This window comes from Microbacterium sp. Leaf320 (assembly GCF_001423485.1).
GTDB lineage: Bacteria > Actinomycetota > Actinomycetes > Actinomycetales > Microbacteriaceae > Microbacterium.
Genome location: NZ_LMOD01000001.1, coordinates 720,137 through 733,579, shown reverse-complemented (window position 1 = coordinate 733,579; position 13,443 = coordinate 720,137). Strand labels below are relative to the sequence as shown.

General features: G+C 67.6%; 12 protein-coding genes. 2 read left to right on the top strand and 10 right to left on the bottom strand.

All coding sequences use genetic code 11. The annotated features are described in order from the left end of the window. Positions 1-48: 48 nt before the first annotated feature. The 3 genes from ASF63_RS03445 to ASF63_RS03435 form a co-directional block, all read right to left on the bottom strand. Positions 49-1,149 carry a branched-chain amino acid aminotransferase gene (locus tag ASF63_RS03445; protein ID WP_056510205.1) on the bottom strand — a complete coding sequence of 367 codons (1,101 nt, stop codon included), beginning with the start codon at positions 1,147-1,149 and terminating at the stop codon, positions 49-51. Between the two features lie 60 nt (positions 1,150-1,209). Beyond that, positions 1,210-2,253 (bottom strand): 3-isopropylmalate dehydrogenase, encoded by a 1,044-nt coding sequence (locus tag ASF63_RS03440; RefSeq protein ID WP_056509580.1) that lies wholly within the window; start codon positions 2,251-2,253, stop codon positions 1,210-1,212. A gap of 75 nt (positions 2,254-2,328) precedes the next feature. Then, positions 2,329-3,864 (bottom strand): MFS transporter, encoded by a 1,536-nt coding sequence (locus ASF63_RS03435; protein ID WP_056509577.1) that lies wholly within the window; start codon positions 3,862-3,864, stop codon positions 2,329-2,331. A 111-nt stretch (positions 3,865-3,975) separates the two neighbouring features. On the opposite strand from ASF63_RS03435, the gene ASF63_RS03430 reads away from it, so the two are divergent. Next, positions 3,976-4,521: a TetR/AcrR family transcriptional regulator gene (locus tag ASF63_RS03430; RefSeq protein ID WP_056308042.1), complete on the top strand. Its 546-nt coding sequence runs from the start codon at positions 3,976-3,978 to the stop codon at positions 4,519-4,521. 79 nt (positions 4,522-4,600) lie between these two features. On the opposite strand, the gene serA is transcribed toward ASF63_RS03430, so the two are convergent. From serA to ASF63_RS03415, 3 genes are all read right to left on the bottom strand, one after another. Then, positions 4,601-6,205, bottom strand: coding sequence for a phosphoglycerate dehydrogenase (gene serA / locus ASF63_RS03425; protein ID WP_056509574.1), 1,605 nt, complete (start codon positions 6,203-6,205; stop codon positions 4,601-4,603). A gap of 126 nt (positions 6,206-6,331) precedes the next feature. Beyond that, positions 6,332-6,658, bottom strand: a complete 327-nt coding sequence (locus ASF63_RS03420; protein ID WP_235560678.1) for a hypothetical protein — start codon at positions 6,656-6,658, stop codon at positions 6,332-6,334. A 5-nt stretch (positions 6,659-6,663) separates the two neighbouring features. Then, entirely contained in the window at positions 6,664-7,188 is a 525-nt protein-coding gene (locus ASF63_RS03415; RefSeq protein ID WP_082477801.1) for a hypothetical protein, read from the bottom strand. A 77-nt stretch (positions 7,189-7,265) separates the two neighbouring features. Between ASF63_RS03415 and ASF63_RS03410 the strand changes: the two genes are divergently transcribed. Further along, a complete protein-coding gene (locus ASF63_RS03410) occupies positions 7,266-8,201 on the top strand; it encodes a hypothetical protein (RefSeq protein ID WP_056509568.1) in 936 nt (311 codons plus the stop codon). Positions 8,202-8,266: 65 nt separating this feature from the next. On the opposite strand, the gene ilvC is transcribed toward ASF63_RS03410, so the two are convergent. Genes ilvC through ilvD form a run of 4 tightly spaced genes read right to left on the bottom strand, consistent with a single transcriptional unit; the run spans position 8,267 to position 13,435 of the window. Continuing rightward, positions 8,267-9,295 carry a ketol-acid reductoisomerase gene (gene ilvC / locus ASF63_RS03405; protein WP_056509566.1) on the bottom strand — a complete coding sequence of 343 codons (1,029 nt, stop codon included), beginning with the start codon at positions 9,293-9,295 and terminating at the stop codon, positions 8,267-8,269. A gap of 47 nt (positions 9,296-9,342) precedes the next feature. After that, positions 9,343-9,852 (bottom strand): acetolactate synthase small subunit, encoded by a 510-nt coding sequence (ilvN, locus tag ASF63_RS03400; RefSeq protein ID WP_056278631.1) that lies wholly within the window; start codon positions 9,850-9,852, stop codon positions 9,343-9,345. Positions 9,853-9,854: 2 nt separating this feature from the next. Next, positions 9,855-11,657 (bottom strand): acetolactate synthase large subunit, encoded by a 1,803-nt coding sequence (locus ASF63_RS03395; protein ID WP_056308051.1) that lies wholly within the window; start codon positions 11,655-11,657, stop codon positions 9,855-9,857. 59 nt (positions 11,658-11,716) lie between these two features. Continuing rightward, positions 11,717-13,435, bottom strand: a complete 1,719-nt coding sequence (ilvD, locus tag ASF63_RS03390; protein ID WP_053095858.1) for a dihydroxy-acid dehydratase — start codon at positions 13,433-13,435, stop codon at positions 11,717-11,719. Positions 13,436-13,443 lie beyond the last annotated feature (8 nt).

Genomic DNA, 13,443 nt, shown 5'->3' with positions numbered 1-13,443 from the left:
ACCCCGGTGTGCAGCGGGCACAGCGGGGTCCCGGGAGTCTTGCGACGATCAGGCGTCGAGGCGCAAGAGCCAGCCGTGCTTGTCTTCGCGACGGCCGTACTGGATGTCGGTGAGCTCTTCACGCAGCGACAGGGCGAGCTCGCCGAGCGGCTGCGGCTCATCGAAGCCTTCTCCGACGAGGGCGCCGATCGGCGTCACGACCGCGGCGGTGCCGCAGGCGAAGACCTCGACGATGTCGCCGGATGCCACGCCCTCGCGCCATTCGTCGATCGAGATCGGCCGCTTCTCGACCGTGTATCCGCGGTCCTCCGCGAGCTGCAGCAGGGAGTCGCGCGTGATGCCCTCGAGGATGCTGTCGGACTCTGGCGTGACGACCCGGCCGTCCTTGAACACGAACACGACGTTCATGCCGCCGAGCTCCTCGACGTTGCGCTCCTCGTTGAGGAACACGACCTGGTCGCAGCCCTTCGACGACGCCTCGCTCTGGGCCAGCAGGCTCGACGCGTAGTTGCCACCGGTCTTGGCCTTGCCCGTGCCGCCCTTGCCCGCACGCGCGTAGTCCTCGGAGAGCCAGATGCGCACGGGCTTCACTCCGCCGGTGAAGTACGCGCCCGCGGGGCTGGCGATGACGTAGTAGGCCACCTTCTGCGCCGCCCGGACGCCGAGGAAGGCCTCCTTGGCGAACATGAAGGGGCGGAGGTACAGGCTCTGATCCTCACCGGACGGCACCCAACGTCCGTCGACCTTGATGATCTCGCGCAGGGACTGGATGAAGTACTCGGTCGGCAGCTCAGGCAGCGCGAGACGGTGGGCGCTGGCCTGCAGACGGGCTGCGTTGCGGTCGGGACGGAAGGTGTGGATCGATCCGTCGGCATGACGATAGGCCTTGATGCCCTCGAAGATCTCCTGCGCGTAGTGCAGCACGGATGCTGCGGGGTCGAGCGGGATCGGTCCGTACGGCTGCACGCGCGGGCGGTGCCATCCGCCCTTGACGGACCAGCAGATGTCGACCATGTGATCGGTGAAGACCACGCCGAAGCCCGGGTTCTCGTGAACCTCGGCCACGCGACCGGGCGTCGCAGCGGTCAAGTTCTTCGTCACAGCGAACTCCAGCGGAGCCACGGTGGTCTCGGCGTCGATGGTCGTCATCTCATCATCCATTCCTCGTGCGGCGCGCAACCTCGCGCCGTCTCAGCCTACGCCTGTCGCTCAGAGCAGAGCGGTGATCGCGGAGCCGACCTCCGCTGTGGTGCGCGCCCCTGTGCGAGACGCGATGTCGGACTCGACGGCGGCGCTCACGCGAGCAGCCTCTTCGGTGAGCCCGAGGTGGTCGAGCAGCAGCGCCACCGACAGGATCGCGGCGGTGGGGTCGGCCTTCTGCTGCCCCGCGATGTCGGGGGCCGATCCGTGCACCGGCTCGAACATCGACGGGAACGCGCCTGCGGGGTTGATGTTGCCCGAGGCGGCGAGTCCGATTCCGCCGGTGACCGCTCCCGCGAGGTCGGTGAGGATGTCGCCGAACAGGTTGTCCGTGACGATCACGTCGAAACGAGAGGGATCGGTGACCAGGAAGATGGTCGCCGCATCGACGTGCAGGTAGTCGACGGCGACGTCGGGGTGCTCGGACGCGACCTCGTTCACGATGCGCTGCCAGATCGCCCCCGCGTGCACGAGCACGTTGGTCTTGTGCACGAGCGTGACCTTCTTGCCGCGCCGCTCGGCGAGGTCGAAGGCGTAGCGCACGACCCTCTCGACGCCGAAGGCGGTGTTGACCGAGGTCTCATTGGCGACCTCGTGCGGCGTGCCCTTGCGGATCGCGCCGCCGTTGCCGACGTAGGGGCCCTCGGTGCCCTCTCGGACGACGACGAAGTCGATGTCTCCCGGGTTCGCGAGTGGCCCCGCAGCTCCGGTGAAGAGCTTCGAGGGACGCAGGTTCACGTAGTGGTCGAGCGTGAAGCGGAGCTTGAGCAGCAGCCCGCGCTCGATGTTCGCGTCCTTGAGCCGGGGGTCGCCGGGCGTGCCCCCGACGGCTCCGAGCAGGATCGCGTCGTGCTCCGAGATCGCCCGAAGGTCGTCGTCGGTGAGGGTGTCGCCCGTCTCGAGGTACCGAGCGGCGCCGAGCGAGAAGCAGGTCTTGTCAAATGTCACATCACTGGAGGCGGTGACCGCATCGAGGACCTTCTCGGCCTCGGCGACGACCTCTGGGCCGATTCCGTCACCGGGGATGACGGCCAGCTTCACGACACGCGACATGACACTCCTTGCATCGGGATGAACCGGCCAGCACTCGGGCTGATGCCGAGCGGGCCGGTTCTCCCAGCGTACTGGTCAGTGCGTGGCGGCCTTGCGCAGTGTGACGGCCGCGATCACTCCGGCGAGAACGACCAGCCCCGCGCCGATCAGCGAGGTCACCAGGACGCCCGAGCCGAAGGCCGCGGATGCGGCATCCCAGAGCGCATCGCCGAGCTGTGCCGGCAACTCCTGGGCGGCGGTGTAGGCGCCGGCGAGCGTCTCCTCTGCCGCGTGCGCCGCATCTGCCGGTATGCCCGGCGGAATGACCAGCGCCCCGCGGTAGAACGCGGTGATCAGGCCGCCGAGCACGGCTGTGCCGAGCACAGCACCGAGCTCGTAGGCCGTCTCGGACACCGCGCTCGCGGCCCCCGCCTTCTCGGCGGGCGCACTGGAGAGGATCAGTTCGTTCGAGATGGTCTCGGCCCCGCCGATGCCGATGCCGAGCACCACGAAGGCGATGATCAGCGGCGCGACACCGTGATCGGAGGTCGTGAAGGCGACGAGCAGATAGCCGGCCACCGAGAACACGAGCCCCGCAGGGACGAGGATGTGCGGGGGCACCCGCCGCGAGATGGGCACCACCGAGAGTCCGGCCACGATCATCGCGATCATGCCGGGTACGAGCGCCGCCCCGGCGGTCATCGGCGAGAGGCCGAGCACCAGCTGCAGGTGCTGCGAGACGAAGTACAGGAAGCCCACGAGCGCGACGACGCTCAGCAGGTTCACCAGGATCGCTCCAGAGAAGGAGCCCCGGCGGAACAGCACCATGTCGAGCATCGGCACCTCGGCATGCAGCTGTCGTCGCACGAACAGGTAGCCCATCACGATGCCGAGCAGCGCCCAGCCGCCTGCCGAGAGGCTCGGTCCTTCGACCGCGAGCGACTTGATCGCGTACACGACGGGGATCATCGCGGCCATCGACAGCACGATGCTGACGATGTCGATGCGACCGGGGTTCGGGTCGCGGCTCTCGGGCACGAGCAGCGGCGCGGCGATGAGCAGCGGGATGAGCACAGGGACGGCGATCAGGAACACCGACCCCCAGTCGAAGTGCTCGAGCAGGAACCCGCCCACGATCGGCCCGAGAGCGGATCCGGCGGAGAACGCCGACGCCCACACGGCGATCGCGAGGCGACGCTGGTCCCGGTTCTGGAAGATCGAACGAAGGAGCGACAGGGTCGACGGCATCAGCATCGCGCCGAAGAAGCCGAGGAGGGCACGGGCGGCGATCAGCAGGCCGGCGGTCGGGGCGAAGGCCGCGAGGGCCGACACCGCCGCGAAGCCGGTCGCGCCGATCAGCAGCATCCGCCGACGTCCGAAGCGATCGCCGAGGGTGCCCATGGTCACGAGAAGTCCTGCCAGCACGAGCGGATAGACGTCGATGATCCACAGCTGCTCGGCGCCGGTGGGCGCGAGCGCGATGGATATCTCGGGGAGCGCGAAGCTCAGCACCGTGTTGTCCACCGACACCAGGAGCACCGGCAGCATGAGCACGACGAGCGCCGCCCAGCCTCGGGCTCCGACGCGGGGAGCATCCGTCTCTGTCGTCGGGATCGACGCAGTACGGGTCATGGAACACCTCTCAGGATCACGACGGCATCGTTACTAAACCGTCCAGATGGTATAGTAACAGAATCGTCACACTGCCGCGCTACTGTGATGCAAGACGAACAGAGGATCCCGATGCCCCGACCTCCCCTGGCCCGAGAACGCGTTCTCGACGCCTTCGAAGCGATCGTCATCGAAGACGGTGAGCGCGCAGCCACCCTCGACGCGACAGCCAAGGCCGCCGGCGTCTCGAAGGGCGGGCTCCTCTACCACTTCGGATCGAAGGAAGATCTTGCCGCAGGTCTGATCGAACGCCTCGACGCGCTCACCACGGCCGATCTCGAACGCATGACGACAGCCGAAGAGGGGCCCGTGGCGTACTACGTGCGCACCTCCGTCATGGAGGACGATGCGCTTGATCGCGTGCTGATCGCTGCGACGCGACTCGCCCAGGGCGGCTCGGCGTCAGCAGCCGACGCGCTGCGCAGGAACCGAGACCGGTGGGAGGACACGATCCGCCCCCATGTGCGGGATGCCGCCAGCCTCGATCTCGTGATGCTGCTGAGCGACGGGCTCTACTTCAACAACTCGCTCGACGTGCACGGACCGGAGCGACTGGTCCCCCGCAGCGACGAGCTCTCGGACCTGATCGCTCTCGTGCTCCGCGCGACGGCACCCTGACTCCCGGCTCCACACGCAGAAAGCGGGAGGGCCGCCTTTCGGCCTGCCCTCCCGCTCCGCATATCCGGGTCTGCGCTGCTCAGACCTCGGTGATCTCGATCTGACGGAAGAGATCTGCGTCGATGGATCCGCGCAGGTCGTCGAGCAGGTCGTCCGGCACCGGCGAATCCAGCGTGAGCACGCTGAGCGCCTGGTCGCCGGCGCCGAGGCGCGAGATCTGCATGCCGGCGATGTTGATGCCGGCGTCACCGAACTTCTGACCGTAGACCGCGACGATTCCGGGGCGGTCGGTGTAGAGCATCACGACGTGGTGCTTCTCGATCGGCAGCTCGAGCGCGTGGTCGTTGATGGCGACCAGCTTCTCGGCCTGCTTCGGGCCCGTGAGCGTGCCGGACACCGAGAGCTGCGAACCGTCGGAGAGAGCACCGCTGAGGGTGATGACGTTGCGGTACTCGTCGCTGACGTCGTCCTTGAGGAGGCGCACTGCGATTCCTCGCTGATCCGCGAGCAGCGGTGCGTTGACGTACGAGACCGTCTCACTGACGATGTTCGTGAAGACGCCCTTGAGGGCGGCGAGCTTGAGAACGCTCACGTCATAGTCGTTCAGTTCACCGTGCACCTCGACGTCGAGGCTCGTGAGCGGCGACGTCGCGAGAGCGGCGAAGATCTGACCGAGCTTCTCGACGAGCGAGATGCCGGGGCGGACGTACGGGTCGATCACGCCACCCGCCACGTTGACGGCATCCGGCACGAGGTCCCCGCCGAGAGCCAGGCGCACCGAACGGGCCACGGAGACGCCGGCCTTCTCCTGCGCTTCTTCGGTGCTCGCTCCGAGGTGCGGGGTGACGACGACGTTCGGAAGGTCGAGGAGCGGACGCGCCGTGCCGCCCTCGGCCGGGGGCTCGGAGGTGAAGACGTCGAGGCCGGCACCGGCGATCTCACCGGCGACGAGGGCTGCGTGCAGTGCCTCCTCATCGATCAGTCCGCCACGGGCCACGTTGACGACGAACGCCGTCGGCTTCATGGCCTTGAACTGCTCGGCACCGATCATCCCGGTGGTCTCGGGCGTCTTGGGCATGTGGATCGTCAGGAAGTCGGACTCGGCGACGAGCTCGTCGAGCGTCAGCAGCTGTACACCCAGCTGCTGGGCGCGCGCCGAGGTGACGTAGGGGTCGTAGGCGACGACGCGCATGTCGAAGGCGGCAAGACGCGCGGCGACGAGAGCGCCGATTCGGCCGAGACCGACGATGCCGACGGTCTTCTCGAAGAGCTCGGCCCCGGTGAAGGAGCTGCGCTTCCACTGACCTGCCGACAGCGACGCGTGCGCGGCGGGAATGCGACGGGCGAGGCTGAGGATGTGACCGACGGTGAGCTCTGCGGCGGAGACGATGTTGGACGTCGGCGCGTTGACGACCATGACACCGGCCGTCGTGGCCGCCTTGATGTCGACGTTGTCGAGGCCCACACCTGCGCGGGCGACGACCTTCAGCTTCGGCGCGTGGGTCAGCGCCTCCTCGTCGATCTGCGTCGCCGACCGGATCAGCACGGCGTCGGCATCCGCGAGCGACGCGAAGAGCGCCTGGCGGTCGGTGCCGTCGACGTTGCGAACGTCGAAGTCGGGGCCGAGGGCCTCGATCGTGGCGGGTGAGAGAACTTCGGCGAGGAGCACGACGGGCTTCGGCACAGGGATCCTTCGGGGCAGCGCGACAGGGGGCCGATGCGCCGCACACCGTGGGGGCGCGATCACTCCAACTGTACCCGAGCGGCTCCGCTGCTCCGTGCCGTGTGACGTCGAGCGACCGCTGAATCGCTAGGAGGCTGCGAGTGTCAGGCTGTATGCGAGCAGGCTCAACCAGAACACCGCTACGACGCCGAGGCCCGCCAGGAGCACGAGTGCGAGCTCCCCTGCCGACCGCCGCCTGCCGATGAGATAGGCGAAGACGAAGACGATCGCGGGAAAGACGACGCCGAAGAGCAGCGTGGCCCAGCCGATGCCGCTCAGCCCGACCTGCGCCATGGTGATCAGGTGCGCCACGGCGTTCCAGATCGCGTAGGCGTAGAAGAGCCCCGCCAGCCCGAGGACGAGCCCGGTGAGCCATCGAGGCGATACCGCCGGGGTCGACTGTGACATCTGCATCTCGCTCATAGTCCGATCGCTCCCACCGTCACGAAGGGCCAGGGCACGAGGAGCACGACTCCGAGGAGGAGCGCGGACACCCGGATCCACCCGGCCCTGCCACGCGTGAGCACCCAACTTGCAAGGAACCACAGCAGAGGAGCCGCAACGGCGAGGACGAACCAGGGCAGGAACATCGCGTCCGCGACGAAGAAGTTCGCGAGCGGCTTGAGGCGCAGCCCGCCGACGACCCAGCCGACACTGTAGAGAAGGTAGACACCCCCGACGATGCCCAGGATCAGCAGCATCGCGGTGCTCAACGGCTGGTGTTCTTCATCGTCGTCGCCGCCGCCGACGCGTCCGACCGCCGCACTCCCCTTGCCGACGGCATTCCACCCCTCGGGCAACGCAGGATCGTCCGTAGGGCGGTCGGTATGCGCCGCGGTGTCCGGCTCCGAGCGCGGCTGCGCGGGCTTCTTCGGAGCAGGCCCCGTGGGAGCACCGCCCTCGTCGCCGTCCCAGCTCAGGGCCTCGTCGGAATCGGAAGTCATGTCCCCAGCGTAGGACACGGCGTCCACTATGCTCGGTGGCATCTGGGCCGAAGGTGCCCTGCCCTGGAGGGACCACCGTGGCCGAGCAGAACAAGAACGTCGATCAGAGCGCACCGAGCGGCTCCGTCGACGAGCCCGCGGCAGGGTGGAAGCCGACCGCCGCCGCGAAGTCGAAGGCGACGACCTTCCGCTGGATCGCAGTCGTCCTCTGGGTCATCGCGATCGCCGCTGAGGCCGTCGGCATCTTCTGGCTGCTCCGCCAGCGCGTGTACGTGGGCGAGGACGGCACTCTCGTGCGCGACCCCGACACCGGCCTCCTCGAAGAACAGGGCGTCACCGCCCAGTTCCCGCAGTGGGCGTTCATCACGCTGCTCGTGCTGCTCGTGGTCATCGCCGCGCTCGCCATCACCGGCTCGATCCTCTGGAAGAAGGCCAACCGCCTGGATCCGGCTCGGAAGTCCGAGACTCTGCGGTTCTTCGTGCAGAACCAGCTCGGAGCGATCATCGCGATCATCGCCTTCCTCCCGCTGATCATCCTCATCTTCCTCAACAAGGACATGGACAAGGGGCAGAAGGCGACGGCCGGGATCGTCGGCATCGCCCTCGCCGTCCTCGCCACAGTGATCGGCGTGGACTTCACCCCGCCTTCGGTCGAGCAGTACACGGCTGACCAGTCCGCGGTCATCCAGCTGCTCGGCAAGGACGAGGTCGTGTGGGTCGACGGCGGGGCCGTCTACCACGTGTGCGACGAGGTGTCCGATATCCAGACCGGCAGCGAGAAGCGCACAGGCACCACCGCTGAGGCCGTCGAAGCGGGCAAGAGCCGGCTGACCCTGAAGTTCGCGTCAGAGCTGAAGGCCTGCGGCCTGGCAGTGCCCGAGAATGCCGACGAGATCGAGGACGCGCTGCGCGAGATCCAGGGCGGCGCCGTCGACACTCTGCTTCCTGCACCGGTGTGGGCAGACCCCACTGACGCGCCGATCGAGGTCGAGGACGCCGCGCCGTCGGAGTGATCTCTCGCGGACGAAGAAGGGGCCCGGTGCGAATCGCACCAGGCCCCTCTTCGATCGAATCAGCGTCAGCGCGCAGCGCTGCCGTCGACGTAGTCCTCGTCCTGCTGCTTCCATGCGAAGAGCGAACGCAGCTCCTTGCCGGTGGCCTCGATGGGGTGCGTCTCCTCCTTGGCACGCAGCGCGAGGAACTCCTCGGCGCCGTTGTCCTGGTCGTCGATGAAGCGCTTCGCGAAGGCACCGTTCTGGATGTCGGCGAGGATCGCCTTCATCGACTCCTTGACCTCGGGGGTGACGACGCGGGGGCCCGAGACGTAGTCGCCGTACTCGGCGGTGTCGGAGACCGACCAACGCTGCTTGGCGATGCCGCCCTCCCACATCAGGTCGACGATGAGCTTGAGCTCGTGCAGAACCTCGAAGTAGGCGATCTGCGGCTGGTAGCCCGCCTCGGTCAGGGTTTCGAAGCCTGCCTGCACGAGGTGGCTGACGCCACCGCAGAGCACTGCCTGCTCGCCGAACAGATCGGTCTCGGTCTCTTCGGTGAACGTGGTCTTGATGACGCCGGCGCGCGTGCCGCCGATGGCCTTCGCGTACGAGAGGGCGGTCGCCCAGGCGTTGCCCGATGCGTCGCGCTCGACGGCGATGATGTCCGGGATGCCGCGACCGGCCACGAACTCACGACGCACGGTGTGACCGGGGGCCTTCGGAGCGACGAGGATGACGTCTACGCCCTCGGGGGCGTCGATGTAGCCGAACCGGATGTTGAAGCCGTGCGCGAAGGCGAGAGTCTTGCCCTCGGTGAGGTTCGGAGCGATCGACTCGCTGTAGATGGTGCGCTGGTGCTGGTCCGGCGCCAGGATCATGATGAGGTCCGCCCACTGCGTGGCCTCGGCGACGGTCTTGACCGCGAATCCGGCCTCCTCCGCCTTCGGCGCCGACTTCGACCCCTCCTTGAGGGCGATCGCGACCTCGACACCCGAGTCGCGAAGGTTCTGCGCGTGCGCGTGACCCTGCGAGCCGTAGCCGACGATGGCGACCTTCTTGCCCTGGATGATCGACAGATCGGCGTCTGCGTCGTAGAAGATCTCGGTGCTCACTGGTTTTCTCCTTGATTGATGTTCGTGTACGTGTGTGATGTCTGGGTTCAGCCGCGCAGTACGCGCTCGGTGATGCTCTTGCCGCCGCGACCGATGGCGAGGAGGCCCGACTGCGCGATCTCCTTGATGCCGAAGGGCTCGAGGGCGCGCAGCATGGCGTCCACCTTGCCCCGGTCCCCCGTGACCTCGATCACCAGCGCGTCGGACGCGTAGTCGACGACCGATGCGCGGAACAGGTTCGCGACCTCGATGACGTTCGAGCGGGTCGCGTTGTCGGTGCGCACCTTGACGAGCATGTGCTCGCGCTGGACCGACGTCGGGAAATCGAGCTCGACGATCTTGATGACGTTGATCAGCTTGTTGAGCTGCTTGGTCACCTGCTCGAGAGGAAGGTCCTCGAGGTCGACGACGACCGTGATGCGCGAGATTCCCGGCACCTCGGTCACGCCCACCGCGAGCGAGTCGATGTTGAAGCCGCGGCGGGCGAAGAGCCCTGCGACTCGGGTCAGCAGACCCGGGGTGTTCTCCACGAGGAGGCTCAGCACGTGAGTCGACATGGTCAGTCCTCCTCGTCGAATGCGGGCGCGTGCTCGCGGGCGTACTGGACGTAGCTGTTGCTCACGCCCTGGGGAACCATCGGCCAGACCATGGAGTCCGCGCTGACGACGAAGTCGATGACCACGGGGCGGTCGTTCGTCTCGAGGGCGAGCTTGATCGCGGCATCCACCTCCTCTTCCTTCTCCACGCGGATGGCGAGGCAGCCGTAGGCCTCCGCCAGCTTCACGAAGTCGGGGATGCGCACGGTTCCGTGCCCCGTGTTGAGGTCGGTGTTCGAGTGGCGTCCGTCGTAGAACAGCGTCTGCCACTGGCGCACCATGCCGAGCGACGAGTTGTTGATGATCGCGACCTTGATCGGGATGTTGTTGATCGTGCAGGTGGCGAGCTCCTGATTCGTCATCTGGAAGCATCCGTCGCCGTCGATCGCCCACACGACGCGGTCGGGCTCCGCCACCTTCGCACCCATGGCAGCGGGGACGGAATAGCCCATCGTTCCCGCTCCCCCGGAGTTCAGCCAGGCATTGGGACGTTCGTACTTGATGAACTGCGCGGCCCACATCTGGTGCTGTCCGACGCCTGCCGCGTAGATGCCCTCGGGGCCTGTCAGCTCGCCGATCCGCTGGATCACGTACTGCGGCGCGAGCAGACCGTCGGTCGTCGGCGCGAACCCCAGCGGGAACTCGTTGCGGAGTCCGTCGAGGTACGACCACCATTCCTCGGTGTCGGGAGTGGTCGTGGTCGTCGCCGTGCGGAAGGCGGACTCCAGGTCGACGAGCACATCGCGGACGTCGCCCACGATCGGCACGTCGGCCGTGCGGATCTTCGAGATCTCCGCGGGGTCGATGTCGACGTGCACGACCTTGGCGTTCGGGGCGAACAGAGCGGCCTTGCCTGTCACACGGTCGTCGAAGCGAGCGCCGAGCGACACGATGAGGTCGGCCTCCTGCAGCGCGAGCACCGCAGGGACGGTGCCGTGCATACCCGGCATGCCGAGGTGCTGCTGGTGCGAGTCCGGGAACGCGCCGCGCGCCATGAGAGTCGTCACGACGGGCGCGTTGGTCGTCTCGGCCAGGGTGAGCAGCTCGGCCGATGCGCGACCGCGGATCACTCCGCCACCGACGTACAGCACCGGCTTCTTGGCCTCGGCCAGGAGCGCGGCGGCGGCCTGGATCTGCTTGCCGTGCGCCTTGGTCACCGGGCGGTAGCCCGGGAGGTCGAACTTCGCCGGCCAGATGAACGGCGCCATGGCCTGCTGAGCATCCTTGGTGATGTCCACGAGCACGGGGCCGGGGCGACCGGTCGAGGCGATCTCGTAGGCGGCGGCCAGGGCGCCGGGGATCTCAGAGGCATCCTTCACGAGGAACGAGTGCTTCGTCACCGGCATCGTGATGCCGACGATGTCGGCCTCCTGGAACGCGTCGGTCCCCATCAGCGTCGAGAACACCTGTCCGGTGATCGCGAGCAGCGGCACCGAGTCCATGTAGGCGTCGGCGATCGCTGTGACGAGGTTGGTGGCACCGGGGCCCGAGGTCGCGATGCACACGCCGACCTTGCCGGACGAGGAGGCGTAACCCTCGGCCGCGTGGCCGGCGCCCTGCTCGTGACGCACCAGGATGTGCCGGAGCTCGGACGCGTCCATGAGCGGGTCGTAGACGGGCAGGATCGCGCCGCCGGGGAGGCCGAAGACGTCCTTGACGCCGAGGAGCTCGAGCGTGCGGACCACGGCCTCGGCTCCGGAGATCTCCGGTGCGGCGGACTTGGGGGCGGGCGGCCTCGGCACAGCCGAGACGGTGTCAGCAGTCATGACACTCCTTCTGATGGTCTGTAGGCGACGTCGGAGGCGGATGCCGGAGCCGACGCGGATCAGCCGGTCGTCGCGCCCTCGGCGGCGGACCGCACGAGACGCGAGTACTTGGCAAGAACGCCACGGGTATAGCGCGGGGGTAGCGGCTCCCAGCCAGAGCGGCGGGAGGCGAGCTCCGCCTCGTCGACGAGTAGGTCGAGAGAGCGAGCTGCGATATCGACCCGTATCAGATCACCATCGCGCACGAAGGCGATAGGACCTGCGTCCACCGCTTCGGGTGCTATGTGGCCGATGCACAGGCCGGTTGTGCCGCCTGAGAATCGTCCGTCAGTCAAGAGTAGTACATCTTTTCCGAGCCCAGCGCCCTTGATGGCCGCGGTGATCGCGAGCATCTCGCGCATACCCGGTCCGCCCTTGGGCCCCTCGTAGCGGATCACGATGACGGTGCCTGCCTCGATCTCGCCGTTGGCGACGGCATCCATGGCCGCACGCTCGCGCTCGAAGACGCGGGCCGAGCCCTCGAAGACCGCAGCATCGAAGCCGGCCGTCTTGACGACAGCACCCTCGGGAGCGAGAGAACCGTGCAGGATCGTCAGGCCGCCGGTCGCGTGGATCGGGTTGTCGAACGTGTGGATGACCTCGCCGTCGATCGGCTGAGGATCGAGGTCTGCGAGGTTCTCGGCGAGCGTCTTGCCTGTGACGGTGAGAGCGTCGCCGTGCAGGAGACCCTCGTCGAGCATCGCCTTCATGATGACCGGGATGCCACCGTGGCGGTCGACGTCGTTCATGACGTACTTGCCGAACGGCTTCATGTCCGCGACGTGCGGAACCTTGTCGCCGATGCGGTTGAAGTCGTGCAGGCTCAGCTCGACCTCGGCCTCGCGAGCGATGGCGAGGAGGTGCAGCACGACGTTCGTCGAGCCGCCGAGGGCCATCGCGAGCGCGATCGCGTTCTCGAACGCCTCCTTCGTGAGGATGTCGCGGGTCGTGATGCCCTGACGGAGCAGGTTGACCACGGCCTCACCCGAGCGGTGGGCGAAGTAGTCACGACGACGGTCAGCCGCGGGCGGCGCAGCCGAGCCCGGAAGGCTCAGGCCCAGGGCCTCGGCGACCGATGCCATCGTGTTGGCGGTGTACATGCCACCGCAGGCCCCCTCGCCCGGGGCGATCGCACACTCGATGCGCTTGAGGTCCTCCTCGCTCATGAGACCGGCGCGGCAGGCGCCCACGGCCTCGAACGAGTCGATGATCGTGACGTCCTTCTCGGTGCCGTCGGAGAGCTTGACCCAGCCCGGTGCGATGGAGCCGGCGTAGAGGAACACGCTCGACAGGTCGAGGCGCGCGCTGGCCATCAGCATGCCGGGGATCGACTTGTCGCATCCGGCGAGCAGCACCGAGCCGTCGAGGCGCTCGGCCATCATGACCGTCTCGACCGAGTCGGCGATGACCTCGCGCGAGACGAGCGAGAAGTGCATTCCCTCGTGGCCCATCGAGATGCCGTCCGAGACCGAGATCGTGCCGAACTGCAGCGGGTATCCGCCGCCGGAGTGCACGCCCTCTTTGGCGCCCTGCGCGAGCCTGTCGAGGCTCAGGTTGCAGGGCGTGATCTCGTTCCAGCTGGAGGCGATGCCGATCTGGGGCTTGTCCCAGTCGGCGTCGCCCATGCCGACGGCACGGAGCATGCCTCGGGAGGTCGTCGCCTCGATGCCGTCTGTGACGACGCGGCTGCGGGGCTTGATGTCGATGGGCGCGCTGGTGGAGGGATCATGCGAGGACATGACGGAAG